The 24,626-nt window shown below is 67.1% G+C and carries 22 protein-coding genes; 9 read left to right on the top strand and 13 right to left on the bottom strand.

The features are described 5' to 3' along the window. Positions 1 to 196: 196 nt before the first annotated feature. Together ACF8O7_RS21465 and ACF8O7_RS21460 are read right to left on the bottom strand one after the other, a co-directional pair. Entirely contained in the window at positions 197 to 1,777 is a 1,581-nt protein-coding gene (locus tag ACF8O7_RS21465) for an esterase-like activity of phytase family protein (RefSeq protein ID WP_126312248.1), read from the bottom strand. A gap of 122 nt (positions 1,778 to 1,899) precedes the next feature. Beyond that, positions 1,900 to 3,000, bottom strand: coding sequence for a porin (locus ACF8O7_RS21460; protein WP_392444509.1), 1,101 nt, complete (start codon positions 2,998 to 3,000; stop codon positions 1,900 to 1,902). A gap of 597 nt (positions 3,001 to 3,597) precedes the next feature. On the opposite strand from ACF8O7_RS21460, the gene ACF8O7_RS21455 reads away from it, so the two are divergent. Beyond that, entirely contained in the window at positions 3,598 to 6,090 is a 2,493-nt protein-coding gene (locus ACF8O7_RS21455) for a PAS domain S-box protein (protein WP_392444221.1), read from the top strand. A gap of 54 nt (positions 6,091 to 6,144) precedes the next feature. Here ACF8O7_RS21455 and ACF8O7_RS21450 read toward each other — a convergent pair whose 3' ends face one another. The 5 genes from ACF8O7_RS21450 to ACF8O7_RS21430 all read right to left on the bottom strand — a co-directional run bounded on the left by ACF8O7_RS21450 (position 6,145) and on the right by ACF8O7_RS21430 (position 11,184). After that, a complete protein-coding gene (locus ACF8O7_RS21450; protein WP_392444219.1) occupies positions 6,145 to 7,101 on the bottom strand; it encodes a LysR substrate-binding domain-containing protein in 957 nt (318 codons plus the stop codon). A 167-nt stretch (positions 7,102 to 7,268) separates the two neighbouring features. Next, a complete protein-coding gene (locus ACF8O7_RS21445; RefSeq protein WP_012205503.1) occupies positions 7,269 to 8,432 on the bottom strand; it encodes an acyl-CoA dehydrogenase family protein in 1,164 nt (387 codons plus the stop codon). 57 nt (positions 8,433 to 8,489) lie between these two features. Then, positions 8,490 to 8,885, bottom strand: a complete 396-nt coding sequence (locus ACF8O7_RS21440) for a cupin domain-containing protein (protein ID WP_012205502.1) — start codon at positions 8,883 to 8,885, stop codon at positions 8,490 to 8,492. Continuing rightward, positions 8,870 to 10,189, bottom strand: coding sequence for a CaiB/BaiF CoA transferase family protein (locus tag ACF8O7_RS21435; protein ID WP_392444217.1), 1,320 nt, complete (start codon positions 10,187 to 10,189; stop codon positions 8,870 to 8,872). Before ACF8O7_RS21435 ends, ACF8O7_RS21440 begins: the two co-directional genes overlap by 16 nt. A gap of 11 nt (positions 10,190 to 10,200) precedes the next feature. Then, on the bottom strand, positions 10,201 to 11,184 hold the full coding sequence (locus tag ACF8O7_RS21430) for a tripartite tricarboxylate transporter substrate binding protein (protein WP_046986438.1): 984 nt from the start codon (positions 11,182 to 11,184) through the stop codon (positions 10,201 to 10,203). A gap of 221 nt (positions 11,185 to 11,405) precedes the next feature. Here ACF8O7_RS21430 and ACF8O7_RS21425 point away from each other — a divergent pair, with 221 nt between their 5' ends. Next, positions 11,406 to 11,858 (top strand): SRPBCC family protein, encoded by a 453-nt coding sequence (locus ACF8O7_RS21425; protein ID WP_126312245.1) that lies wholly within the window; start codon positions 11,406 to 11,408, stop codon positions 11,856 to 11,858. Between the two features lie 100 nt (positions 11,859 to 11,958). After that, positions 11,959 to 12,294, top strand: a complete 336-nt coding sequence (locus ACF8O7_RS21420; protein ID WP_016445980.1) for a cupin domain-containing protein — start codon at positions 11,959 to 11,961, stop codon at positions 12,292 to 12,294. Between the two features lie 11 nt (positions 12,295 to 12,305). Here ACF8O7_RS21420 and ACF8O7_RS21415 read toward each other — a convergent pair whose 3' ends face one another. Together ACF8O7_RS21415 and ACF8O7_RS21410 are read right to left on the bottom strand one after the other, a co-directional pair. Further along, complete coding sequence (locus ACF8O7_RS21415; RefSeq protein WP_373681058.1) at positions 12,306 to 13,103, bottom strand: hypothetical protein; 798 nt, start codon at positions 13,101 to 13,103, stop codon at positions 12,306 to 12,308. Between the two features lie 112 nt (positions 13,104 to 13,215). Further along, positions 13,216 to 14,745 carry a PLP-dependent aminotransferase family protein gene (locus tag ACF8O7_RS21410; RefSeq protein ID WP_392444215.1) on the bottom strand — a complete coding sequence of 510 codons (1,530 nt, stop codon included), beginning with the start codon at positions 14,743 to 14,745 and terminating at the stop codon, positions 13,216 to 13,218. Positions 14,746 to 14,871: 126 nt separating this feature from the next. On the opposite strand from ACF8O7_RS21410, the gene ACF8O7_RS21405 reads away from it, so the two are divergent. After that, positions 14,872 to 15,507 carry a LysE family translocator gene (locus ACF8O7_RS21405; protein ID WP_047219015.1) on the top strand — a complete coding sequence of 212 codons (636 nt, stop codon included), beginning with the start codon at positions 14,872 to 14,874 and terminating at the stop codon, positions 15,505 to 15,507. 27 nt (positions 15,508 to 15,534) lie between these two features. Here the strand turns inward: ACF8O7_RS21405 and mnmH are convergent, their stop codons facing one another. The 3 genes from mnmH to ACF8O7_RS21390 all read right to left on the bottom strand — a co-directional run bounded on the left by mnmH (position 15,535) and on the right by ACF8O7_RS21390 (position 18,599). Continuing rightward, entirely contained in the window at positions 15,535 to 16,599 is a 1,065-nt protein-coding gene (gene mnmH / locus ACF8O7_RS21400) for a tRNA 2-selenouridine(34) synthase MnmH (protein ID WP_034367412.1), read from the bottom strand. A gap of 240 nt (positions 16,600 to 16,839) precedes the next feature. Beyond that, a complete protein-coding gene (locus ACF8O7_RS21395; RefSeq protein ID WP_392444213.1) occupies positions 16,840 to 17,964 on the bottom strand; it encodes a serine hydrolase domain-containing protein in 1,125 nt (374 codons plus the stop codon). 47 nt (positions 17,965 to 18,011) lie between these two features. Beyond that, positions 18,012 to 18,599 (bottom strand): TIGR02281 family clan AA aspartic protease, encoded by a 588-nt coding sequence (locus ACF8O7_RS21390; RefSeq protein WP_249343465.1) that lies wholly within the window; start codon positions 18,597 to 18,599, stop codon positions 18,012 to 18,014. 137 nt (positions 18,600 to 18,736) lie between these two features. Here ACF8O7_RS21390 and ACF8O7_RS21385 point away from each other — a divergent pair, with 137 nt between their 5' ends. Continuing rightward, entirely contained in the window at positions 18,737 to 19,504 is a 768-nt protein-coding gene (locus tag ACF8O7_RS21385; RefSeq protein ID WP_016445973.1) for a DsbA family protein, read from the top strand. 66 nt (positions 19,505 to 19,570) lie between these two features. On the opposite strand, the gene icd is transcribed toward ACF8O7_RS21385, so the two are convergent. Then, the gene (icd, locus tag ACF8O7_RS21380; RefSeq protein WP_013802507.1) at positions 19,571 to 20,833 is read right to left on the bottom strand and encodes an NADP-dependent isocitrate dehydrogenase; all 1,263 of its coding nucleotides are present in this window, start codon (positions 20,831 to 20,833) and stop codon (positions 19,571 to 19,573) included. A gap of 209 nt (positions 20,834 to 21,042) precedes the next feature. On the opposite strand from icd, the gene ACF8O7_RS21375 reads away from it, so the two are divergent. The 4 genes from ACF8O7_RS21375 to ACF8O7_RS21360 all read left to right on the top strand — a co-directional run bounded on the left by ACF8O7_RS21375 (position 21,043) and on the right by ACF8O7_RS21360 (position 24,622). Beyond that, the gene (locus tag ACF8O7_RS21375) at positions 21,043 to 21,264 is read left to right on the top strand and encodes a hypothetical protein (protein ID WP_016445972.1); all 222 of its coding nucleotides are present in this window, start codon (positions 21,043 to 21,045) and stop codon (positions 21,262 to 21,264) included. 215 nt (positions 21,265 to 21,479) lie between these two features. Further along, the gene (locus ACF8O7_RS21370) at positions 21,480 to 21,929 is read left to right on the top strand and encodes a DUF192 domain-containing protein (protein ID WP_016445971.1); all 450 of its coding nucleotides are present in this window, start codon (positions 21,480 to 21,482) and stop codon (positions 21,927 to 21,929) included. A 9-nt stretch (positions 21,930 to 21,938) separates the two neighbouring features. Next, positions 21,939 to 22,310 (top strand): DUF2946 family protein, encoded by a 372-nt coding sequence (locus tag ACF8O7_RS21365; RefSeq protein ID WP_013802509.1) that lies wholly within the window; start codon positions 21,939 to 21,941, stop codon positions 22,308 to 22,310. A gap of 98 nt (positions 22,311 to 22,408) precedes the next feature. Continuing rightward, positions 22,409 to 24,622, top strand: a complete 2,214-nt coding sequence (locus ACF8O7_RS21360; protein WP_392444507.1) for a TonB-dependent receptor — start codon at positions 22,409 to 22,411, stop codon at positions 24,620 to 24,622. Positions 24,623 to 24,626: the final 4 nt, after the last annotated feature.

The following is a 24,626-nucleotide window of genomic DNA, read 5'->3' as shown; positions in this document are numbered from 1 at the left end:
GTAAGACTGCTGGAGGTCGAAAGGTCCAGCCATTGCGGCAACCCCGCACTTTCGCCGCAACGGCGGCGCTGCTCCGTGCAGATGCCAGAGGAGGCGACATCAGCGTTGCGGCCCGTCGCAGCGCCTTCGCGCTGGACGAACCGCCCTGGATCGCCTTGGCCCCGTTGTCTTGCCTATGCCAAGCAGTCGCAGTCGTTCAGGGAGCGCCGTATTCGCTCAGTTTCTTGCTGAACTTAAAGGTCCACAGTCGCTGCGTGCGGTCGTTGACGTCATTGGTGGTGAAGCGAAGGCTCGCCGCGCCCTTGGCGCATTGGCCGTCCTTCACGATCTTGCCTTCGGCGTCCACCATGCATTTGGTGACGTTCGAGCCTTCGATTTCCTTGCCGCTGGCGTCCAGCACGGCCAGCGAAACACCGAAGTCGGTGTCGTTGGTCAGCGCCAGCGTGTAGTCATCGACCAGTGCCAGGCCTTCGGCCTTCTCGGCCACCCAGCCGGTGGCGTTCAGGTTGAAGAGCCGGGTCTTCTTGAGCGTCACGACCTTGGAATAGTCCGAGCCATTGACCGGCTTGCCAGTCAGGCTGCTCTTTTCCAGGTCGGAGCCCAGCGCAGTGATGTCGGTGGCGTTGGCCGGAAACTCGATCAGAACCAGGTCGTTGAAGACTTTCTTGTCCTTGCCCGTGCCTTGCTCGATGGCGATGAATTTTCCCTTGCCCAGCGAGACCACATCACCCAGCTTGGCATTGCCGGTCTTGCCTTGGTTGTACCAGCGGCTGTCCACGGGCAAGGCAAACAGGCGGGTTTTCTCGGTGGTCGGGTCAAACTCCACCCAACGCACAAAGCGAGCGTAGTCGCGCACGTTCTCCGATTTGCCAGTGGCGTCGGCAACGGCAGCGGTGGTGTAGTCGGCCTTGCCGTCGGCCAGGGGGCTTTGCAGGAAACCGTGCAGCTTGCCGCTGGCCACATCGATGCTCAGCCCCTCCATGCCACGGTTGGCGCGGCGCTTGGCGAGAATGGCCGGCAGATCGGCCGCGCCGGTGCCGGGCCCGTATTTCTTCTGGATGATGCCGGTCGCCGGGTCGATCTTCACGATGAAGGGTCCGTATTCGTCGGACACCCACAGCGCATTGCGTGCGGCATCCACCACCACGGATTCTGTGTCCAGGCCGAATTCGCTGTAGCCCTTGGCCTTGCCGGGATAGGTGAAGGTGTCGTCCAGGACTTGCTCGCCCGTGTTGCCTGTGATGCCCCGCGGCTGCACGCGGCCGTTGGCGTTCTGTGTGGCGCTGAATCTGAGCGGCAGGGTGGAGACGAGCCTGGCTCCGTCCTTTCCGAGGGCGATCACGCCGATAGACGGAGTGAAGTTGGGCGAGGGAAACACCGTGGAACTGGCAAAGCCCGCGGGATTGGAGCCGTCGGTGATCTGCGTGACCGGGCCGGTGGTCGCGTTCGGGCCGCGATCGGTGATGGCGTAGAACTCCAGCGTGCCGTCGGCACGCCTGCCCTTCAAGGCCAGGCCCGAACCGTAGGCTGGCAGAAAGCCCTTGGGAAAATCGGCCTTGGTGGCGGGGTGTTGGCCTTCGTAGGGGAAATAGAACCTGTCGTCGAACTGGACTTCCTGGCGCGTGACGGTGGCGCGGATGCTGCCGACGCCGGTGGTCTGCGTCACCGTCTCGGAGCCAGCGACCTGGAGCGGGCGGGTGTCGGCGCAGGCGCTCAGCAAGGCAGCCGCGGCGGCGATCACTGCCACCAGGCAGGGAGAAGAATTGGGGGGTCGCATGGCGAGTAGGTCTTGAGAAGAAGAGGCAAGCCTGATAGGTAGATAGGCAGATCGGCAGGCCCTGCGTGGCAAGGGCCTGCCCAAGCTTGAAGGCTTCGTTTCTGGAAAAGGCGCTGCGCCGCTCAGAACGAGTGGCTGATGCCCAGATCCACACCGGTCGAGCCGGCGTTGGCCACACCCGCAGGGCCGCCAATCAGGCCGACGCTGGCGCCGTTCTTGTTGTTCACACGCGCCAGACCTGCGTACAGAGAGGTGCGCTTGGAGAAGTCGTAGACATATCCGATCGAATACTTGTCGGCCTTGCCGCCGCTGCGCGTGAGGGCAGAGGCGTTGCCGCTGAACTTGGCGCTGGCGTACTTGACGCGCAAGCTGCCTGGCCCCATGGGGATGGTCGCGCCCAGGTAGAAGCCGTCCACCTTCCCGGAGGTTGCGCCGTTGACGGGCTCCCACTTCAGGCTGTTGTATCCGCCATTGAGCAGGAAACTGCCGAAGTTGTACGAGGCGCCCAGCACCAGATCTTCCAGATCGCTGGTTGCGGCGATGGCGCTGGGTGAAGCCACGGCTGCGGTGCCGTCGATCCTGCCGTAGCCGATACCCACGTTCAGCGGGCCAGAGCGATAGCCCAGGTTGCCGCCTATGTACCTGCGGGCCTTGCTTGCGCCAGAGCCGGAGGCGTTCTCGTCACCAAAGGAAACCGAGAACTGGCCATAGATACCGCCCAGGTCGCTCGGCAGGAAGTAGCCCACGGCGTTGCTGATGCGCGTGCGGTCGACCACGCCGCTTTGGCTGGCGGCGTTGTAGGCAGTCTGGCGGATCGTCTGGAACAGATTGGCCTGCACACCGGTGGTGGTGTCGGGGCCCGCGAAAGCGGTGAAGATGTTGTAGCTGGGGGTGTAGTCGCGACCCAGCCGGATTTCACCCCAGGAATTGTTGCTCAGCCCGATCGTGGAGCGGCGCTCGAAGCCAAGGGAGCCGCTGCTGCCGCCAGAGCCGACATCGGGGTTGAGGCCGCCTTCAAGCCAGAGCTGAGCTCGGTTGCCGCCGCCGAGGTCCTCCGTGCCGCGCAAGCCAAGCAAGCTGGTCTTGCCTTGGCTGGAGTTCAGTGCATTGAGCCTGTTGCTGCCGGACTTGGCAACGGTGACACCGACGTCCACCACACCAAAAATGGTGACGGCAGATTGTGCCAGGGCCAAGCTGGAAGGAGAGGCGAAGAATGTGCCCATCGCGAGTCCCAGAATACGCGAGCACGTTTTTTGATTTTTCATTGGCGAGATACGAACCGAACTTATTAATGAGAATGACGGTAGCCTCCTGCCACCGCTGCGGGAACTCTAGGCAACACATAAGTATTCTTCGTGACAGCTGTGCTGTGTGACATGAAAGTCACAGCAGCGGCGGTGCCTGCGGCACGTTTCCCGCAGGGAAGCCCCATCGCCGCCACCCTTCAGCCATGGCCCGCACGACGGAGCAGATCATTCATTGCCGATTTGTTTGATTCATATTCGAGAAATTGGCGGAAATATGCATTCTTTTGCCATTTTCCCGATAAGGTTCTCGACTTCCATATTTTCAATGGAACATTTCGAGCGTTCGTCGACCGATTCATCGGTCATTGGGGACCCAAATTCAGCCCATTGCACAGCCAGTTCAACCCCATAGTCCCTGGGAGGGCGAAGTCCCACAAGAATTGCCGCACCGAGGACTGCGCCTCAACATCGGTCGCACCAGCAGTCACAGCTATGATCCCCAGCAGCATCGCCGTCCCCGCCAGCGGCGAGCTGCCCCCTCTCCTCCACCCAACGCCCCGCTCCACCCCCCCCATGATCCAAGAGTCCGAAGAGATTGCCCTGCTTCGCGAGGAAAACGCCAGGCTGCGGGCGCAGCTGGCGATTGCCACGGCGGGCCATGCCAGCGCCGTACAGGGCGCGGGCGCCAGCGATCAGGACCCTTTCGATGCGCAGGTCGCGGACCAGAAGACGCTGTTCTCGGATTTCATCGAGCATCTGCCGATAGGCCTGTGCCTGGTGGGCAAGGGTGGCAAGGTGCTGATGTCCAACCCGGCCTACCGCCATTTCCTGCCGGACACCCCCATCCCTTCGCTGCTGTCGGCCGAGGAAGACCGCGGGCGCTGGCGCAGTTGGGACAAGGACGGCAAGCCCGTTCCCCGCGACCAGTTTGTGGCCGCCCGCGCGTTCCGCGGTGAGCTGGTGGTGCCGGGTGTTGACTGCGTCTATGACACGCCCCAGGGACTTGAGGTATGGACGCGCGTTTTCGGGGTGCCGCTGCGCAATGCGGACAAGGAAGTCGTGGCCACGGCCATCGCCATTTTGGACATCGATGCGGAACGGCGGGCGCTGGACATGTTGCGCCAGAGCGAGGAGCGGCTGGATGCGCTGGTGCGCTCCTCCTCGGAGGTGCGCTACTCCATCAGTGCGGACTGGAGCGAGCTGCACCAGCTGGCAGGCGGCGGGTTCATCCCCGACACGCAGGCGTCCAACACGAACTGGCTGGAAGACTACATCCCCCCGGAGGACCGCGACCTGGTGCGCGCGGAGATCGCGCGGGCCATCCGCACGAAGACCGACTATGTGATCGAGCACCGGGTGAACCGGGTCGATGGCAGCGTGGGCTGGGCGTTCTCGCGCGCCGTGCCGCTGTTCGATGCCGCAGGCGCCATCACCGGCTGGCTGGGAGCGGCCTCCGACATCACCGAGCGCAAGCAGGCCCAGGCCGCGCTGGAGCGCTTGAATGCCACGCTGGAGGAACAGGTGGCAGAGCGCACGGCCGACCGCAGCGCGCTGTGGCAGTTGTCTTCCGACATCATGATGCGCTGCACGTTCGAGGGCATCATCACTGCGGTCAACCCGGCCTGGACCGAGGTATTGGGCTGGCGTGAAGACGAGCTGCTGGGCACCACGCTTTTTCATCTCATCCATCCGGAGGATCTGGCGCGCACCATCCAGGACACGCAGGAGCTGGCCACAGGCATGGCGCATGCCCGGTTCGACAACCGGTACCGCCATCGGGACGGGAGCTACCGCTGGATCTCCTGGTCCACCCGTTCGGCGGCAGGCCGCATCAATGCGGTGGGCCGCGACATCACCTCCGAAATGGCCAAGGCCGAAGCGCTGGCCAAGGTGCAGGAGCAACTGCGCCAGTCGCAGAAGATGGAGGCGGTGGGCCAGTTGACGGGTGGCCTTGCGCACGACTTCAACAACCTGCTGGCGGCCGTCATGGGCAATCTGGAGCTGCTGCAGCGGATGCTGGCGCGCGGCCAGGTGGACAACCTCACGCGCTTCATCCATGGAGCGCAGGGGGCGGTGCGGCGCGCCGCCACGCTCACGCAGCGGCTGCTTGCGTTCTCGCGCCGGCAGATCCTGGACTCCCAGCCCACCGATATGGCCGCGCTCCTGGCCGATTGGGAGGACCTGCTGCGCAGGACCGTGGGCGCCAGCGTGGACATCGACATCGTGCCGGCAGCCCATCTCTGGCACGCGCAAATCGATGGAACGCAGCTGGAGAACGCCATCCTGAACCTGTGCATCAACGCCCGCGATGCCATGCCCGAAGGCGGCCGGCTGACCATCAGGACAGCCAATATCGAGCTTGAAGAGGCGGCAGCCCGGGAGTGGGATCTTCCGCCGGGCGGCTATGTGTCGCTGTGCGTCACCGATACGGGCACCGGCATGTCGGAGCAGACCATTGCGCGCGCCTTCGAGCCGTTCTACACCACCAAGCCGGTGGGCCATGGAACAGGGTTGGGGCTGTCGATGATCTACGGCTTCGCACGGCAATCGGGAGGAGCGGTCAGGATCTTCTCCCAGCCGGGCCAGGGCACCACCGTCTGCCTGTATCTGCCCCGGTGCGACGCCGCACCCGTTGCAGAACGCGCGGTCGATGCGGCACGGCAGGTGGTCGTTCCTGCCCAAAGGACCTTGCTGGTCGTGGATGACGAAGCCCCGATCCGCCATCTCATCGACGAGGCACTTGTCGACCTGGGCTACACGGTGCTTGCCGTGGCCGATGCAGCCGCCGCGCTGCAGGTGCTGCGTGCCGGAACCCGGGTGGACATGCTGATCACGGACATGAGGCTTCGCGGCGGAATGAACGGCAAGCAGTTGGCCGACGAGGCTCGCCTGGCCCGGTCCGACCTGCCGGTGCTCTTCATCACCGGGTTCACCGAGGCATCGCCCCTCAGCCAGGAAAACCTGCACCCCGGGACGCAGCTTCTGACCAAGCCGTTCACATTGGAGGCGCTGGCGCTCAAGGTGGCGGAGATTCTGGGCAGTACAGACGCTGTGCCATTGGACTGAGTTGCGCGGCTGGCGCTGGAGCTGGCGCAATGGGGGCCTGTAGATTCCGGGCGCCTATCCCTGCGCTGAAACCCTGCGGCTTCCCTTTGCCATCACCCTCACCCTCTCAATAAACGCCTGCAGCACCGCCGCAGGCTGGTCCGCCCGCCAGGCCATAACGGCGGGCGTCATGGCCTGCTGCGGCCCGCGCAGCGGCACGAACACCACGCCGTTCATGCCCACGCGCTGCATGCAGCTGGGCACCAGGGCCACGCCCTGCTCTGCCGAGACCAGGGCCATGACGGTGAGCCACTGGCGCGCGGCGTGGCGTGTGTGGGGGTGGATGCCGGCCTGCTGCAGGCAGGCGATGACGTTGTCGTAGTTGGCCGGGGCCACTTCGCGGGCGAACATGACGAAGGTGTCGCGGGCCAGTTCGCGCAGGTCGATGTCGGGCTGCTGCGCCAGCACATGCGTGGCGGGCAGGCAGCAGACAAAGGGTTCCTCGCCGATCGACAGGGTCTGCAGGCCGTCTGGCGGGGTGGCTATGTTGAGAAAGCCGCAGTCGATCTGGCCGCTGGCAATGGCCTGCAGTTGCTCGCGCGTGGACATTTCATGCAGGCAGACTTCGACCAGGGGGCGTTCAGCGCGGAAGGCGCGGCAGAAGTCGGGCACCTGGCGGTAGACCATGGAGCCGGTGATGCCCACGTCCAGCCGGCCCTGCATGCCTTCGGCCACGCCACGCACCACGTCGGCCGCATGCTGCAGCTGGGCGAGCACCTTGCGTGCCTCGACCAGGAAGGCCTCGCCTGCGGGGGTGAGGCGCACGTTCTTGGCGTCGCGGTCCATGAGGCTGGCGCCCAGGTCCTGCTCCAGGGTCTTGAGCGCCATGCTCAGCGGCGGTTGGGTGATGCACAGCCGCTGGGCCGCGCGGCCGAAGTGGCGTTCCTCGGCCAGGGCGACGAAATAGCGCAGCAGGTGGGTCTTCATGAGAGGCGGCGGATGGGGAGCAAGCGAGATGGCATCTTGCACCATGGCTACCTCTGAAATACAGATTGATAAATCATGGGACTTCAGATGGTTCGCAGCCACAAAACCCGCGCACCTCAACTTTGAGACACCGAGGAAGGGCCGCCCCGCACCGAGGGTGTCGTCCCCCTGCGCGCAGCGAGAAGGGGGAAGGCGCGAAGCGACTCAGGGGGTCAATACGATTTAGGCAAGCCCAATACCTTTTCGGCGATGAAGCACATGATCAATTGGGGGCTGACGGGCGCCAGGCGTGGGATCCAGGATTCGCGCATGTAGCGCTCCACGTGGTATTCCTTGGCGTAGCCCATGCCGCCGTGCGTGAAGATGGCGGTTTCGCAGGCCTTGGCGCAGGCTTCCGCCGCCAGGTATTTGGCGGCGTTGGCCTCGGCGCCGCAGGGCAGGCCCCTGTCGTAGAGGAAGGCGGCCTTTTGCACCATGAGGTGGGCCGCCTCAAGACCCATCCAGGCCTGGGCCAGCGGGTGCTGTATGCCCTGGTTCTGGCCGATGGGACGGTCGAAGACCACGCGCTCCTTGGCGTACTGGGTGGCGCGCGCCAGGGCGGCGCGGCCCAGGCCCACGGCCTCGGCGGCGATGAGAATGCGCTCGGGGTTGAGGCCGTGCAGGATGTACGAGAAGCCCTTGCCCTCTTCGCCGATGCGGTCCTCGGCGGGGATGCGCAGGCCGTCGATGAACAGCTGGTTGGTGTCCACGCATTTGCGGCCCAGCTTGTCGATCTCGCGCACTTCGATGCGTTCGCGGTCCAGGTCGGTGTAGAACAGGCTCAGGCCTTCCGTGCCCTTGCACTCTTCCACGGGCTTGGTGCGTACCAGCAGCAGGATCTTGTTGGCGACCTGGGCGGTGGAGATGAAGACTTTCTGGCCATGGACCACGTAGACGTCGCCATCGCGCACGGCGCGAGTCTGCAGCTTGAGGGTGTTGAGGCCCGCATTGGGCTCGGTGACGCCGAAGCAGGCCTTGTCCGTGCCCGCGATCAGCGGGGGCAGCCAGCGGCGCTTTTGCTCGTCCGTGCCGAAGACGACGACGGGGTGCAGGCCGAAGATGTTCATGTGCACGGCCGAGGCGCCCGACAGGCCCGCGCCCGTGGCCGAGATGGTGTGCATCATGAGCGCCGCTTCGCTGATGCCCAGGCCTGCGCCGCCAAACTCTTCAGGCATGGCAATGCCCAGCCAGCCCGCGTCGGCCAGGGCCTTGTGGAAGTCGTGCGGGAAGCCGCCTTCATGGTCCTTGCGCAGCCAGTAGTCGGCATCGAAGGGTGCGCAGGCGCGCTCGACGGCGTCGCGTATCTGTTCCTGTTCTTCGTTCCACAGAAAGTCCATGGTGTGTTCTCCGTTGCTTGTAGCTGTTCGCTTGTTGTGTCTGTGGGGTGACGGCGCTCAGGCTGCCGGCCGGCGCACGCGCTCCGGGTTCTCGCCGTACGGCGGGCTGTAGAAGACCAGCAGGCGCACGGGCTCGGCGCTGGTCACGCGGAAGATGTGCATGCAGTCCTCGGGGAAGAAGCAGGTGTCGCCGGGCTGCATGGCAAAGCGTTCCTTGCCGTCCGGGGTGTCGATTTCCACTTCGGCCGTTCCGGCCAGCAGGTAGCAGGCCTGCTCCATGCCGGGGTGGGCATGGGGCAGCGCGCCGCCGCCCTGCTCCAGCGTGCCCAGCACCAGCTCCATGTGGCGCGCGCCCACGTTGGCGGCACTGACCAGGCGCCGGTTGACGGTGCCGTGGTGGTTGGCGGGGCTGTAGCCGGGCACGTCTTGTTCACGGATCAGGTAGCGGGGCATGGGCGGTTTCCTTCTGTTTGTGTTTGTGTTTGTGTTTGTGTTTGTGTTTGTGCTTGTGTTTGTGGTGGGGCGTCTTGCAGCGCGGCAGCCTGGCTGCAGGCGCGGCTGGCCTGCAGGGCGGCCAGTTCGGCCTCGGTCAGGCCCGCGTCGCGCAGCACCTGCAGGGTGTGTTCGCCCAGGCGCGGCGCGGGGGCGGCGCGTTCTGCGGGCGGCGTGGCGCTCCAGCGCGTGGGGCTGGCCGTGGTGCGCAGCCGGCCTTCGCTGGGGTGGTCTATCTCGTGCACGAAGCCGGTGGCCTGGTGCTGGGGGTCGGCGATCAGGTCCTCGGGCGAGGCCATGGGCATGTTGGGCACGTCGGCCGCGTCCAGTAGCGTGCGCCATTCGGCGGTGGTGCGCCCTGCCATCAGCCGCGAGACTTCGGCATAGACGGCATCGATGTGCAGCGCGCGCTGGCTGTGGGTGGCGAAGATGGGCTCGGCCATGCGCTCGGGCTGGCCTATGGCGTTGAAGAAGCTGTGCCAGTGCTTGTCGTTGTAGATGAGAACGCACAGGTGGCCGTCGCTGGTGCGATAGGGCCTGCGGTGGGCCGTGAGCAGGCGCGCATAGCCGGGGCCGCCCAGCTGCGGCTCGAACGACAGGCCCGCCATGTGGTCGCCCAGGATGAACTGGCTCATGGCCTCGAACATGGGCACGACCACGGCCTGGCCCTTGCCGGTCTTCTCGCGCGCATAGAGGGCGGCAGTGACGGCGTAGACCGCGTGCAGACCGGTGACGCGGTCGCCCAGGGTCATGGGGGCATAGGCCGGCTCGCCGCCGCCGTATTGCTGCGCCAGCCAGGGCACGCCGGTGGCGCCCTGGATGAGGTCGTCATAGGCGGGCCGGGCCGCGTAGGGGCCGCGCTGGTCGAAGCCGCAGCAGCTCACGTGGATGATGCGCGGGTTGCGCGCCGCCACGTCCTCGTAGGCCAGGCCCAGGCGGGCCATGGCCTGGGGCCGCACGTTGCTGACCAGCACGTCGCAGCCTTCGGCCAGGCGCAGCAGGGCCTCGCGCGCGGCGCCCTGCTTGAGGTCCAGCACCACGGAGCGCTTGCCCTGGTTGGCCTGCAGGAAGATGTGGCCCATGGCGGGGTTGCGCATGGGGCCGACGTGACGCATGTTGTCGCCCTCGGGCGATTCGACCTTGATCACCTCGGCCCCCAGGCCCGCAAGGATCTGGGTGGCAAAGGGGCCCATGACCACCGAGGTCATGTCCAGCACCTTCACCCCTGCAAGAGGGCCTTGCCGCCCTTGCTGCGCTTGTTCCATGCGGCTCTCCTTCACTGCGCCTCGATGCCCGCCTGCTTGACCAGTTGCCCCCAGCGGGCCATCTGGTCCTTCACATAGGTGGCGAACTCGGCAGGCGTGGCCGTGGGCCAGACCTCGAAGCCGACCTGGGCCAATTGCTCCTGCACGGCCTTGTCCTTGAGGATGGCCTGCAGCTCGGTGTTCAGCCGCTCGGTGATCTCGGCCGGCATCCCGGCCGGGCCGAAGATGCCGTTCCACGACGTAATGTCGAAGCCCGGCAGCGTCTTGCCGATGGCCGGCACATTGGGCAGCAGGGTGGAACCCTTGGCCGCCGTCACGGCCAGGGTGCGAACGCGGTCGGTCTTGATCGTGCCCCAGGCCGAGCCCAGGTCGGCCACGTAGACCTGGATCTGGTTGCCCATGAGGTCGGTCAGCGCCTGCGGGCTGGACTTGTAGGGCACCGAGGTGATCTGGGCGTGCGTGACGTACTTGAAGGTTTCCGAAGCCACCAGCGAGGTGCTATTGGGCGTGCCGTAGGACAGGCGGTCGGGATTGGCCTTGGCGTAGTCGATCAGTTCCTGCACGGTCTTGGCAGGAACGGAGGGGTGGACCAGCAGCGCAAACGGCAGCTCGCCCACGCGCGCCACGGGCGTGAAGTCCTTGACGGGGTCGTACTTCAGGCCCTTGACCAGCCAGGGGTTGGCCGAGTGCGAGGTGTTGGTGGTCATGAACAGGGTGTAGCCGTCCGGCTTGGCCTTGGCCACATGGTTGGCGGCAATCTGGGCATTGGCGCCGGCCTTGTTGTCCACGATCACGGGCTGCTTGAGCCGCTCGCCCAGCCGGGTAGCCACCACGCGCGCCACGGCATCGGTTCCACTGCCGGCCGCGAACGGCACGACCAGGGTGATGGGGTTGGAGGGATAGCTGCCCTGGGCCTGCGCAGCGGGCGCTGCAACGACGGCCATGGCACTGAGAGCGCCAAGGGCCAGGGCCCTGCGCAACGGGGAATGCTTCATTTGCTTGTCTCCTGTTTCCTATGGAAAGCGGCGCTGTGTATCCAGCGCTCGCCGCCATGGTGCGGGCGTCAATGATTCAAGTCCAATTCTTTAAAACCAAGCAAGGATTCGATTTATGAATCATTGAATCCTGCATCAGGCTCCATGTGCCGCCTCTTGCGCAAGGACTGCATCGGTGCGAGGCTGGCAGCCCTGCACGACACCACGCCAAGGAGTTCCGCATGCCACACACCGTCCACACCATCCGGCTGCACCGCGTCCTCAAGGCGCCGCCGCAGCGCGTGTACCAGGCCTTCACCACGGCCGCTGCCCTGGCCAAATGGCTGCCGCCCCACGGCTACATCTGCGAGGTGCCCGAGTTCGACGCCCGGGTCGGCGGGCGCTACCGCATGGCCTTCGTCAATCTGTCCACGGGCGGGCGCAGCGGCTTCGGCGGGGAGTTCCTGGACCTGGAGCCTGGCCGGCTGGTACGCCATACCGACCGCTTCGACGACCCGCAACTGCCTGGCGAGATGATCACCACCATCACGCTGCGCGAGGTGTTCTGCGGCACTGAAATGGATGTGACCCAGGAAGGCGTGCCCGCCGTCATTCCCGCCGAGGCCTGTCACCTGGGCTGGCAGGAGTCGCTGCAGTTGCTGACCCTGCTGGTGGAGGCCAGCGTGCCGGGCTGAGACCCTGCACAAGCCCCTGCTGTCACACAGCTGCGGTTGATGGATTGCGGTGCTTCGGAGGACAATGGCAGTATTGCCCGCCAACGCCTGGAGGTCCGCCATGGCCACCCCCTTTGCACTGACCGCTCAAGCCATCGATGTCCTGCCGTTTGGTGCGCGGCTGGCGGGCGCCCGGACCTGTGCCCTGTTCAAGTCCCAGGACATGGAGGTCATCCGCGTGGTGCTGCGCGCCAGCCAGTCGCTGCCGCCGCACAAGGTGCCTGGCAGCGTCAGCCTGCATTGCCTGGAAGGCGAGCTGGAGGTGATGCTCGGCGAAAGCCGCCAGTCCCTGCAGGCCGGCCAGCTGATGCACCTGCCGGCCAACATGGCGCATGCGGTACGCGCCATCGAAGACACCTCCGCTCTGGTTACCATCGTTCTGTGTGACGAGTCCTGACGCCTGCCGCCTCAGCGCACAGGCAGGAACTGCATGAAGGGTCCCGCCACCAGTCCCTGCCCGTAGCCGATGAAGGAGCGCCTGTAGCGCTCGGTGGTGTAGTTGGCGATCAGGTCCAGCCGGCCGATGATCTTGCCCATCTCGCGCTCGAAGCTCAGGTTGCGCGCGTCGTCGCCCAGGTGGTTGGACAGCAGCAGCGGCCCGCCTGCGGCATTGCGCCGTGAGTTGAGTATCCAGTTGGCCACTTCCACGTTGCGCGCGGCGTTGTAGATCAGCTGCGGGTCCAGCCCATGGACCAGGGTGAAGCTGGTGCGCCCGCCGTGGGCCGTGATGATGGTGTCGGCCAGCGCATGGACGAAGGCGGCCACGCGGTCGCCCTTGAAGTCGGGCTGCAGCGCCAGCGAGAGCGCGGCCACATCCTGGGCGCCGCGCAGGTCGGCCCAGGGCTGGCGCTCGGTGATGGCGATGCGCACGTAGGCGGATGCGGCCTCGCGGCTTTCGGCGGTTTTCTTCCACTCGGCGGGGTTGCGCAGGTAGAGCTTGTCCATGATGCGCATCAGGCTGTCCAGGTTCTCCTTCATGGCCAGCGTGGCCATGCGGTTGCTGTCGGACTGCACGATTTCGCTGGGCTCGAACGAGGCGCCCTCCACCTTGCCGCGCGGCGCGGGCGTGTCGGCGCAGCCCGCCGTCAGCAGCAGCGCCAGCACGGGCGCCAGGCGGCGCGCAGCGCCACCTCCCGGCCGGGGCTGGCTGTCGTTCACCCCGGCTCTTCGGCCGGCCTCCCCTGGCAAGACAAGCTCAATAGTCATCCCGGAACGATAGCAGCGCACTACCGGGGCGCCGAGGCCCGATGCCCTGTCTTACACGCCCTGGCGCCGGCAGCGTCAACCTCCCGTCAGGCAGTGTTGCTGCACCGTCCACTCATCCACCACCGCCCCGGTGCTGCGCCAGCAGGTGGCCAAGGATCTTCCAGGTCTGGGGCTGCTCCACCATGGGCACTGGAATGCGCAGCATGCTGCCCGCGGCCTGCCTGGGCGAAAACAGCAGGCCCGGCGCCAGCAGCAGGCCCTGCGGCGCGGCATGGCGGGCCAGCACCTCCGAGTCCACGCCGCAGTCCACCCAGGCGAACATGCCGGCCTGCGGCTCGTGCGGGGCGCGGCAGTCCAGGGCTTCGAGCATGCGCAGGCAGCGGTTGCGCGCGCGGTCCACGCGCTCGCGCAGGCGGTCCACATGCTTGCGGTACTGGCCATCGGCCAGCACGCGGTGCACCACCTGCTCGCCCGGCAGCGCCGTGGTCAGCCCGCCCAGCAGCTTGAGGTCGGTCAGCCGCCGTATCAGGTCGGTGTGCGCCGCGACATAGCCCACGCGCAGGCTGCCGGCCAGGGTCTTGGAGTAGCCACCCACCAGGAGCACGCGCTGCAGCCGGTCCATGGCGGCCAGGCGCACGGGCACGCCGGGCAGGAAGTCGGAGTAGGTGTCGTCCTCGGCCAGGTAGAAGTCGTGGCGCTCGGCAATGCGCAGCACCTCATGGGCCACGCCGGCCGACAGGGTCTGGCCCGTGGGGTTGTGCACGGCCGTGTTCAGGATGAAAAGCCGGGGCTGGTGCTGGCGGGCCAGCCGCTCCAGCGCCTCCACATCGGGGCCTCCGGGCAGGCGGGGCACGCCGACCACGTTCACGCCCAGGGCGTTGAGCCGGCCGAAGATGAGGAACCAGCCGGGGTCTTCCACCAGCACCGTATCGCCAGGGCGCACCAGGCTGCGCACGATGAGGTCCAGCCCCTGCGTGACGCCGGCCACGGTCATCAGGTGGGCCTCGGGGTGGGCGGGCACGTCCTGGGCCTGCAGCACCGAGGCGATCTGCTGGCGCAGCGGCAGATAGCCCTGGGGCACGCCATAGGTCAGCAGGCTGGTGCCCGTGCTGCGGCCGACGGCGCGCAGGGCCGAGGCCAGCATCTCCTGGTCCAGCCATTCCGGCGGCAGCATGCCGGCGCCACCCGAATGCTCCGTGCCTTCGCGGAACATGCTGCGCAACAGAAAGGCGGTATCGAAGGCTGCGCCCTGCTCCAGCGTGGGCAGGCCCTGGCTGGCGCGGGGCGCCGCCTGGGCCGCACGCCGGGCGCTGACGAAGACGCCCGAGCCGCGCCGCGAATGCACCAGGCCCTGGGCGGCCAGCCGGTCGTAGGCCTGGACCACGGTATCGCGGCTGACGCCGGCCTGCTGGGCCAGCGCGCGCACCGAGGGCAGCCGCGAGCCCGCGCGCAGGCCATGGTGGCGGATGAGGCTGCCGTAGTGGTCCACGAGCTGCTCGACCAGCGAGAGATCCGAGGAGCGCAGCGGACGCCAGGGCGCAGCGGCCTGGAAAGCCGTAGCGGAGGATGCACTCGATGTCTGCGGTGTCTGCTGTGCCTGCGCTTGCTTCGGCGTGGCTGCGAGATCAAGTGTCAGGGTCATGTGGGCAGGCCAGTTGGCAAATTGTTCTGGCAAAGTGTACTGCTACTGTACCGAACACTGCCATTAGCATGGCCTGACGGCGCCGCGGCCTGCGGCATGCGCAGACAGGGCGCCGGATCCCCTGTCATGCCTGTTGCCACCATGCCCTTCGATACCGCCCACACCTCGTTCCTGCTGCCGCTGGCCATGTTCTCCTTCGTCAGCTCCGTCACGCCCGGCCCCAACAATGTGATGTTGACGGCCTCGGGCGCCACCTTCGGCTACCGCCGCACGGTGCCCCACATGCTGGGCATCACCCTGGGCGTGGTGGTCATGGTGCTGCTGGTGGGCGCGGGGCTGGGCGCGGTTTTCGAGCGCCTGCCGGTGATCTACACCGCGCTCAAGTACCTGGGCGCGGCCTACCTGGTCTGGCTGGCCTGGAAGATCGCGGGCAGCGGCGGCATCGACGGCGGCAACGCGGGTGCCCGGCCCTTCGGGTTCTGGCAGGCGGCGGCCTTCCAGTGGGTCAACCCCAAGGCCTGGATCATGGCCATCGGCGTGATTGCCACCTACACGCCGCGCGAGGATTTCTTCATCAACCTGGTGCTGGCCGCCCTGGTGCTGGGCATCGTGAACTATCCCAGCGTCAGCGTCTGGACGCTGTTCGGCAGCGCCGTGGGGCGCGCGCTGCGCTCGCCGCAGGCACTGCGCCGCTTCAACTGGTGCATGGCGGCCCTGCTGCTGCTGTCGCTGTATCCGGTGCTGGCCGACTCACACGGCTGATTCAAACGCCTGATTCACGCGGCTGCTTCATGCGGCCGATGCCCCATCCAGCGCCAGTATCTGGCGCGCCAGCGCGGTGATGCCGGCCTCGCTGAGGTCGTCGGCCTGCACCCTGCGGCGCGTGCGCCACTGCGTGAAATGCCGCTCCTGCGAGCGCTCGTAGTGCGGGTCGTAGTGCTGGGCCATGAGCTCGGAGAACAGCGGCGAGAGGCTGCGCTCATGCGCCCAGGCCTGCCAGCGCGAGATGGTCTCCTTGCCCTGCAGTTCCTTGAGCCAGCCCAGCTTGTCGGCCAGCATCTGCGGATCGTCGCCCAGGTAGGCGTAGTCGCGCAGCAGGTAGGCCAGGCGCGCCTCGGGCGTGGCATCGAGCGCAATCACGGGCGACTGGCGCATGTGCTCGACCAGCACCAGCGGCAGGGACACGCGACCGATCTTGGCGCTCTCGCCTTCCACGTACACGGTGCGTGCGGTGTCGAAACTCTCCAGCTGCTGGGCCAGCAGCGTCTCGAAGTATTTCTGGCTGGGCTGCTCCACGCCGGGCAGGTTGCCCAGCAAGGAGCCCTTGTGGCTGGCATAGCCCTCCAGGTCCAGCACCTGCTCGCCGGCCTCGGCCAGGGCATGCAGCACGCGGGTCTTGGCGCTGCCGGTGGCGCCGCACAGCACCTGAAGGCGCAGCTGGGGCACCAGGCGGTCGATCAGCTCGATCACATGGCCGCGATAGGACTTGTATCCGTTGGCCAGTTGCTGGGCATCCCAGCCGACCAGGCGCAGCCAGGTGACCATGGAACCACTGCGCAGGCCACCGCGCCAGCAGTAGACCAGCGGCTTCCAGTTGGCCGGTTTGTCGGCGAAGGTTTCCTGCAGATGGCGCGCCAGATTGGCCGAGACCATGGCCGCACCAAGGCGCTTGGCCTCGAAGGGGCTGACCTGCTTGTAGATGGTGCCGATCCGGGCGCGCTCCTCGTTGTCGAGCACGGGGCAGTTGATGGCACCGGGAATGTGGTCCTGCGCGAATTCGGCAGGCGAACGGGCGTCGATCAGGGTGTCGAACTGGTGGCGGTCGGCGATGCGGATGGGCTGGCGGTGGGACACGGGCAAACGGTGATCTGGCGATCATGCGGGAGGCAGAAACAACCGGCGCCATGGCCTCTGGGGCTCATGGGCCGGCACCGGAACCAGGAAAGTGGATCGAGCCTCGACACGCACCGGCCCGCCCCGCTTCGCGCCCTGCTTGCGCGAGCCGGGCATGCGGCCGACCTTGGAAGCGGGGATTCTCGCACGCCCGCCGTGCCCGCGCACGGCTGTCAGGGCAAGGCAGTCAACGCCAGGCAGTCAACGCAAGGCAGCGGCGACCAGGCCCTGCACGGCCGCCACGCGCTGCACCTGCTGGGGGCTGTCGTAGTTGCCCATGAAGACGGCATACACCAGCGAATGCTGGGGCACGACCACCAGCCGCTGGCCGCCCAGGCCGATGGCCATGTAGTACGCCAGGCCGGCGCGGGTCTGCCCCACGTACCAGTGGTGGCCATAGCGCAGGCCGGGCCAGGCGTCCACGCGCGGCTGCATGGATTGCACAATCCAATGCCGGGGCACCAACGCCCGTCCCTGCCATTCACCCTGCTGCAGCACCAGCTGGCCAATGCGGGCCAGGTCCCGCGCCCGCAGGCGCAGGCCGGAGGCGGCGGCCGCCTCGCCGTTGGTGCCAGGCGTCCACTCGGCCTTGTCGATGCCCAGCGGAGCAAACAGCTTGTGCCGCGCATAGTCCAGCAGCGGCATGCCGCTGCCCTGCGCGATCAGATGGCCCAGCAGTGCCGTCGCCCCGCCGCTGTAGCACCAGCGTTCGCCGGGCGGGGCGACGATGGGCTGTTCCAGCACGTAGCGGTAGCGGTCGCTGCTGCGCTCCATGGCGATTTCGCTGTTGCGCGGGTCGGAATACGGAAGGTCCTCGTCCCATTGCAGGCCCATGGTCATGCCCAGGGCATGGGAGATGAGGATGGCGCGCCGGCGCCCATCGGCCGCCAGATCGCCGTAGGCGGGAAAAGCCTGGACAAGGGGCGTGTCCAGCGCGGGCACCTTGCCCTCGGCCAAGGCCATGCCGTACAGCAGGCCGACGATGCTCTTGCTGACCGAGCGCACATCGTGCAGGGAGTCGGCGTTGAAGGCCACCTTGCCCAGCGGCTCGCCCCAGCGTTCGTCCTCACCCTCGAAATAGCGCTCCAGCGCCAGCCGGCCGTGGCGCATCACGACGACGGCGTGCAGGTTCGCCAGTTCTCCGCTCTGCACGCCCTGGTCCAGGCGTTCGCCCAGGTCCTCGGCCAGGCCGGTGCCAGTGCCGGTGCCGGTGGAGAAGGCACCGCCCTGCCCCACGCTGGCGCAGGCCGTGCAGCCCAGCGCCGCCAGGGCTGCGCCCGTCTGCAGCCACCTGCGCCTGTCGGTGCGAAAGCCGTTGTTTGTCATGTCCCTCTCCCTTGCTTAGCTAGTTAGTTACTTAGTTGCTTACGTACTTACTGCCTGGGCGAAGACCCGCTGCCGCGCGGATGGATCAGCATGCGGTCGCCGCGTATTTCCACATCGAACTGGCGCAGGAAGTTCTGGCCCAGCAGCGCATCCCTGTCCGTGCTGCCCGTATAGCCCGTGCCCACGCGCAGGCCGCTGACCACCAGGGAGGCCACGCGCACCTGCTCGGCGACCACCATGCGGCCGTCGCGCTCGCCATTGGCGGTGCGAAAGCGAACCGGCTCGCCGCCGTCCAGGCCTGCGCGTTCGGCCAGCGGCTCGGTCACGCCGACCATGCTGGCGCCCGTGTCCACCAGGAACAGCACGGGCTGCCCGTTGACGGCCCCTTCCACGCGGAAATGCCCGTCGCGGTCACGCGCAATGGCCACCGTGCCATCGGCCTGGACCTTGACGCCGGCCGGCTTCAGGTACATCTGCATGGCCCAGTACAGCACGCCCATGACCAGCAGCCAGAACAGCAGAAAACCCAGCATGCCGCGCCGGGCGACGGACTGGACACTGGGCTCGGCGGCCGGTGCAGAGGAAGCGGACGGGTCGGACGGATCGGACGGAGGCGGCGTGGACTTGAGGCGCATGGCAATGCAGACGGGATCGACGATGGCAGCACGGTGGCTGCACGGCGGCAGTCGCCCATTCTGCCTGCGGCCCTGCCCCGTCACGGGCAAGCCAATAGCCGCTACAGTGGGCGCCTTCATCACAGCCCGCTCCTGCCATGACCACGACCGCGCAGCCGCCCTTTGTCCTTCACTACATCTTTGACCCGCTGTGCGGCTGGTGCTATGCCGCCGCGCCCCTGGTCAAGGCCGCGCGCAGCGTGCCCGGCGTCACGCTGCAATGGCATGGCGGCGGCATGCTCACGGGCGCCCACACCCGCACCATCACGGCCGACTGGCGCGGCCATGTGATGCCGCACGACCAGCGCATTGCCGAGATGACGGGCCAGCCGTTCGGCCCTGCCTACTTCGATGGCCTGCTCAACGACCTGGGCGCCGTGCTGGACTCGGAGCCGCCCACCACGGCCCTGCTGGCCGCCGAGGAACTGGCGGGCCGGGGCCTGGACATGCTGGCGCGCCAGCAGCAGGCCCACTACGTGGAAGGCCGCCGCATCAGCGACCCCGCCGTGCTGCAGGAACTGGCCCGTGACCTGGGACTGGACGGCGAGGCCTTTGCCCAGGCCTTCCAGCGCTTGTCCGGCGCTGCCACCCAGGCGCATATCACCCAGGCGCGCGAATGGCTGAACCTGGCACAGGGCCAGGGTTTCCCGACCTTCGCGCTGGAGTTCGACCACCCCGAGGCCGAGCAGCCGGGCCAGCGCGCCATCCAGCGCATCGACATCGGTCCCTGGCTGGGAGATGCACAGGGCTGGGCAACGCAGCTGGGCGAGTGGGTGCAGCAGGTGGCGGCCATCACCGCCGGCGAGCAGACCGCGCCCCAAGGCGAGGACTGCGGGCCCGATGGCTGTGCGCTGCCCAAGAGCTGACCCGTCAACGCCCGTCAAAGAAAAACCGCGCCCTGGCGCGGTTTTTTCATGGAGCGCGGGCGCCCGTCAATCCATCTTGGAGATCATCACCTCGCCAAAGCCGGAGCACGACACCTGGGTGGCGCCGTCCATCAGGCGGGCGAAGTCGTAGGTCACCTGCTTGCTCTGGATGGCCTTTTCCAGCGCGCTGATGACCAGGTCGGCCGCCTCGCGCCAGCCCATGTGGCGCAGCATCATCTCGGCCGAGAGGATTTCGGAGCCCGGGTTCACATAGTCCTTGCCCGCGTACTTGGGGGCCGTGCCGTGCGTGGCCTCGAAGCAGGCCACGGAGTCGGACATGTTGGCGCCGGGCGCAATGCCGATGCCGCCAACCTGGGCCGCCAGCGCGTCCGAGATGTAGTCGCCGTTGAGGTTGAGCGTGGCCACCACCGAGTACTCGGCCGGGCGCAGCAGGATCTGCTGCAGGAAGGCGTCGGCAATCGAGTCCTTGATGACGATGTCGCGGCCCGTGCGCGGGTTCTTGAACTTGAGCCAGGGTCCGCCGTCGATGGGCTGGGCGCCGAACTCGCGCGCGGCCAGCGCGTAGCCCCAGTCGCGGAAGCCCCCTTCGGTGAACTTCATGATGTTGCCCTTGTGGACCAGGGTCACGCTGGGCTTGTCATTGTCGATGGCGTACTGGATGGCCTTGCGCACCAGGCGCTCCGTGCCCTCGATGGACACGGGCTTGACGCCGATGCCCGAGGTCTCGGGGAAGCGGATCTTCTTGACGCCCATTTCCTTGACCAGGAAGTCGATGAGCTTCTTGGCGTTGTCGCTGCGCGCCTCGTACTCGATGCCCGCGTAGATGTCCTCGGAGTTCTCGCGGAAGATGACCATGTTGGTCTTCTCGGGCTCCTTCAGCGGCGAAGGCACGCCCTTGAAGTACTGCACGGGGCGCAGGCAGACGTAGAGGTCCAGCTCCTGGCGCAGCGCCACGTTCAGCGAGCGGATGCCGCCGCCCACGGGCGTGGTCAGCGGACCCTTGATGGAGACCACGTACTCGCGCAGGGCCTGCATGGTTTCCTCGGGCAGCCAGACATCGGGGCCGTAGATGCGCGTGGATTTCTCGCCCGCGAAGACCTCCATCCACTGGATCTTGCGCTTGCCGCCATAGGCCTTGGCCACGGCGGCATCCACCACCTTGATCATCACGGGCGTGATGTCCACGCCGGTGCCGTCGCCTTCGATGAAAGGAATGATGGGCTGGTCTGGCACGTTCAACGACATGTCGGCGTTGACAGTGATCTTCTGGCCCTCGGCCGGCACCTGGATGTGCTGGAAGCGGTTCATGGGGACGGGTCTCCGTTGGCTGGTGCACGAGGCAAGAGTGAATGCCCGGAATGGGCACAAATTTGGTGCAGAAAATTCTAACGACAATCGGGTCGCCTTCCTGTCAACGGCGATACAGTCAGTGCGTTGAGCATCTGCGGTGCATCAACAATTTCGCACCGCTGTCTGGTTCAACTTGGCTTCTACCGCTTTTCTAGGAAATGGCATATATGAAAAAACTCCTCGCTGTCCTGGTCGCCGGTTCGTTTGCCGCAGGCGCCTTCGCACAGGCCGCCGCAGCACCCGAAACGCCGATGTCGGCTCCCACGGCCGCTTCCGCAGCTGCTCCCGCTCACACAGCCAAGAAGGCCAAGGTCGCCAAGAGCGGCAAGCATTCCGGCAAGAAGCACGCCAAGCGTTCCACCAAGAAGGCACACAAGGCCGTGGCCTGATCCAGGCGCCGGGATGCCCGCTGGCATCCCCTCAAAAAAAGCCCGCAAGTCAGCAATGCACTGCGGGCTTTTTGCCGCCCGCCCGGCCCTGATGGCCCGGCCAGGCCGATTTTTGCGTCCGGCCACGCGCCCCCTGCGACAAAATGTGCAAGATGACGAAGCCTTCGACACCCCTCCACACATCCCTTTCCCGCCGCGCGCTGCAGCGGTTGCTCATGGCCGCCTGCCTGGCTGGCGCGGCCGTATCGGCAGGCGCACAGCCCCAGGGCAGCCCCCAGATGAACCTGCGCCGCGTGGAGTTGACGGCCGGAATCCACCGCATCGACGCACAGGTGGCCGCATCGGACCGCGAGCGCGCCATCGGCCTGATGTTCCGCCAGGACATGCCCCAGCAGGAGGGCATGATCTTCGTCTTCGAGGTGCCTGCCGTGCAGTGCTTCTGGATGCGCAACACCCTGCTGCCGCTGACCGCCGCCTTCGTGGCCGATGACGGCACCATCGTGAACCTGGCCGACATGAAGCCCATGACCGAGGACTCGCACTGCTCGGCCAAGCCCGTGCGCTATGTGCTGGAGATGAACCAGGGCTGGTTCGCCAAGCGCGGCCTGAAGGCCGGCGTCAAGCTGGGCGGCAGCCTGTTCACGCCCGCGCCCGCCAAGCCATAATCACGGCCCATGCAAGCGCTTCGCTCCTCGTTCTGGCTCACCCGGCTGATATTGGCCTGGTTTGCCGTGACGCTGGGCGTTGCCGTGGCTTCGCCTCTGGTCCATCCCCAGGGTTTCGAGCTGGTCTGCACGGCCAGCGGCGACGTCAAGCTGGTGGCGCTGGGCGACAGCGCAGCCCCGGGCATGGGCCACCACCAGCTTGACTGCCCCATGTGCCTGCCCGCTGGCGCACCGCCGCCGGCCCTGCCGCAGATGGCCGTGCCCCACCAGCAGCCGCTGGCCCACGCGCTGCTGCCGCTGGTGGCGGCGCACATTGCCTCCGTCACACGCGCGCCGCTGCCGGCGCGCGGCCCTCCTCCGCTGACTGCCGTGTTCTCTTGAATCGCCGCCGGGCCTGCTGATGCGCGCCCGGCCCGCCTGCGCCGCATGCGCGGCGCAAGACCCGGAGTCAGTTCGTGAATTCCTTCCCCTTCCCCGCGATGGCAGCGCCTCTGCGCCTGCCTGCACCCCTCTTTCGCCCCCATCCCCTGGCCGTAGCGCTGTGCTGCGCGCTGGGCACGGCCTGGACGCCTGGCGTGCAAGCGCAAGCGCAGGCACAGGCCGATATCCCGCTGGCCCCCGTCGAGGTCTCCGACCAGGCCACGGCCGACGCCAACGGCCTGCTGCCGCTGAACAAGACCGTGGGCACGGCCAGCCGCCTGGGCCTGACGGCGCGCGAGACGCCGGCCTCGGTGCACATCGTGGACCGCGCAGCCATCGAGGCGCGTGGCGCCCAGGACACGCAGGAGATCCTGCGCTCCATTCCGGGCGTCACGGCCTACAGCCCGCCCGGTAACATCGGCATCAGCTACCGGGGCTTCGGCACGGGGTCGGTCAGCCAGCTGTTCAACGGCATCAACCTGCAGTACTCCATTGCGGCCCGGCCCGTGGACAGCTGGATCTACGACCGGGTGGAGGCCGTGGGCGGCGCCTCCGGCTTTCTCTATGGCGCAGGCGGCGTGGGCGGCACGCTGAACTACATCACCAAGCTGGCCCAGCGCGACAGCTTCACCGAAGGCCAGCTGCGCCTGGGCAGCTACGGGCTGAAAGAAGCCTCCGTCGGGCTGAACCGCCGCCTGGGCGATGCCACTGACAGCCAGGGCACGACCCATTACCTGCGCCTGGACCTCAACCACCGCGACGCCGGCAGCTGGGTGGGCGGCACGCAGTCGCGCTCCACGCAGCTGGCGACCTCGCTGCTGTCCGACCTGGGTGGCGGCCTGACGCACACCCTGGCCTACGAGGCCCAGCATGAGCGCGTGGACCGCCCCTACTGGGGCACGCCGCTGCTCAACCCGCTGCGCGGCCAGGCGCGCATTGACGAGGCGACCCTCGGCAAGAACTACAACAGCGCCGACGGCCTGTACGCCCAGCGCGTGCAGTGGCTGCGCTCCATCACCGAATGGCGGGCCAGCGACCGGCTCAAGCTGAGCAACACCTTCTACGCCTATGACGCGCTGCGCGACTACCGCAACGTGGAGACCTACCGCTTCACGCCCGACAACAGCGCGGTGGTGCGCTCGGCCGCGCTGCTGCAGCGCCATGACCAGCGCATGGTGGGCGACCGCATCGAAGGCAGCTACCTGGGCGAGCTGGCCGGCCGGCGCAGCGAATGGGCTTTTGGGCTGGATGTGAGCGTGAACCGGCAGACGCGCTTTCCGAACAGCCTGTCGGGCACGGTGAGCACGGTCAATCCCTACGATTTCACGACGGAGAACTTCTACGACATTCCCGGCATGGCGCCCGGCTTTAGGCCTGACCGCGACAACAAGGTCACCACGACCGCCCTGTACCTGGAAAACCGCACGGCCCTCACTCCTGCCCTGCACCTGCTGACGGCGCTGCGCCATGAACGCATCGAGGTGGACCTGACCAACCGGCGCGATGTGACGCCCGCGCTGCCCGCCAGCTACAGCCGCAGCTATAGCCCGACGACCGGGCGCGTGGGCCTGGTCTGGGATGCCACGCCCGAGGCCAATCTCTACGCGCAGTTCTCCACGGCGGCCGATCCGCCGTCGGGCATGCTGATGGGCGCCTCGTTTGCCGACGCCATCAACAACACCGGGCTGACCACGGGCCGCCAGGTGGAGGCGGGCAGCAAGCTGTCGTTCTGGCAGGGCAAGGGAACGGCGGCGCTGGCGGTCTATCGCATCACGCGCCGCAACATCTCCACCCAGGACCCGCAGGACAGCACGCGCACGGTGCTGGTGGGCCAGCAGTCCTCGCGCGGGGTGGAGCTGTCCATGGGCCTGGCGCCCACGCCGCGATGGTCCATCCAGGGCAACTGGAGCCATGTGGACGCGCGCTATGACAACTACCAGCAAGGCGGCGTGTCCCTGGCGGGCAAGCGACCCACGAACACGCCCGCCAGCGTGCTCAACCTCTGGACCAGCTACCGCATCACGCCGGCGCTGGAGGTCAATGCCGGGCTGCGCCGCGTGGGAGGCATCTATGCCGATGCGGCCAACACGCTGTCCTGGCCCGCCTACACCCTGCTGGACCTGGGCCTGAGCTACCGCATCGACCCGCGCATGACCGTGGTTGCACGGCTGCGCAATGCCACGGACCGCGTCTACGCCGCCAGCCTGACCAGCACCATGGCCTACCTGGGCGCGCCGCGCACGGCAGACATTTCGCTGCGCGTGGCCTTCTGAGCAG

This window comes from Delftia sp. WSY_16 (assembly GCF_043104415.1).
Classification (GTDB): Bacteria; Pseudomonadota; Gammaproteobacteria; order Burkholderiales; family Burkholderiaceae_C; genus Comamonas; species Comamonas tsuruhatensis.
This window is presented reverse-complemented; position numbering and strand designations above follow the sequence as displayed.

Bases quoted from the DNA above. Each gene is read 5' to 3' on its own strand.
- ACF8O7_RS21465 (WP_126312248.1), bottom strand. From the start codon at position 1,777: ATGCGACCCCCCAATTCTTCTCCCTGCCTGGTGGCAGTGATCGCCGCC.
- ACF8O7_RS21460 (WP_392444509.1), bottom strand. From the start codon at position 3,000: ATGGGCACATTCTTCGCCTCTCCTTCCAGCTTGGCCCTGGCACAATCT.
- ACF8O7_RS21455 (WP_392444221.1), top strand. From the start codon at position 3,598: ATGATCCAAGAGTCCGAAGAGATTGCCCTGCTTCGCGAGGAAAACGCC.
- ACF8O7_RS21450 (WP_392444219.1), bottom strand. From the start codon at position 7,101: ATGGTGCAAGATGCCATCTCGCTTGCTCCCCATCCGCCGCCTCTCATG.
- ACF8O7_RS21445 (WP_012205503.1), bottom strand. From the start codon at position 8,432: ATGGACTTTCTGTGGAACGAAGAACAGGAACAGATACGCGACGCCGTC.
- ACF8O7_RS21440 (WP_012205502.1), bottom strand. From the start codon at position 8,885: ATGCCCCGCTACCTGATCCGTGAACAAGACGTGCCCGGCTACAGCCCC.
- ACF8O7_RS21435 (WP_392444217.1), bottom strand. From the start codon at position 10,189: ATGGAACAAGCGCAGCAAGGGCGGCAAGGCCCTCTTGCAGGGGTGAAG.
- ACF8O7_RS21430 (WP_046986438.1), bottom strand. From the start codon at position 11,184: ATGAAGCATTCCCCGTTGCGCAGGGCCCTGGCCCTTGGCGCTCTCAGT.
- ACF8O7_RS21425 (WP_126312245.1), top strand. From the start codon at position 11,406: ATGCCACACACCGTCCACACCATCCGGCTGCACCGCGTCCTCAAGGCG.
- ACF8O7_RS21420 (WP_016445980.1), top strand. From the start codon at position 11,959: ATGGCCACCCCCTTTGCACTGACCGCTCAAGCCATCGATGTCCTGCCG.
- ACF8O7_RS21415 (WP_373681058.1), bottom strand. From the start codon at position 13,103: ATGACTATTGAGCTTGTCTTGCCAGGGGAGGCCGGCCGAAGAGCCGGG.
- ACF8O7_RS21410 (WP_392444215.1), bottom strand. From the start codon at position 14,745: ATGACCCTGACACTTGATCTCGCAGCCACGCCGAAGCAAGCGCAGGCA.
- ACF8O7_RS21405 (WP_047219015.1), top strand. From the start codon at position 14,872: ATGCCTGTTGCCACCATGCCCTTCGATACCGCCCACACCTCGTTCCTG.
- ACF8O7_RS21395 (WP_392444213.1), bottom strand. From the start codon at position 17,964: ATGACAAACAACGGCTTTCGCACCGACAGGCGCAGGTGGCTGCAGACG.
- ACF8O7_RS21390 (WP_249343465.1), bottom strand. From the start codon at position 18,599: ATGCGCCTCAAGTCCACGCCGCCTCCGTCCGATCCGTCCGACCCGTCC.
- ACF8O7_RS21385 (WP_016445973.1), top strand. From the start codon at position 18,737: ATGACCACGACCGCGCAGCCGCCCTTTGTCCTTCACTACATCTTTGAC.
- icd (WP_013802507.1), bottom strand. From the start codon at position 20,833: ATGAACCGCTTCCAGCACATCCAGGTGCCGGCCGAGGGCCAGAAGATC.
- ACF8O7_RS21375 (WP_016445972.1), top strand. From the start codon at position 21,043: ATGAAAAAACTCCTCGCTGTCCTGGTCGCCGGTTCGTTTGCCGCAGGC.
- ACF8O7_RS21370 (WP_016445971.1), top strand. From the start codon at position 21,480: ATGGCCGCCTGCCTGGCTGGCGCGGCCGTATCGGCAGGCGCACAGCCC.
- ACF8O7_RS21365 (WP_013802509.1), top strand. From the start codon at position 21,939: ATGCAAGCGCTTCGCTCCTCGTTCTGGCTCACCCGGCTGATATTGGCC.
- ACF8O7_RS21360 (WP_392444507.1), top strand. From the start codon at position 22,409: ATGGCAGCGCCTCTGCGCCTGCCTGCACCCCTCTTTCGCCCCCATCCC.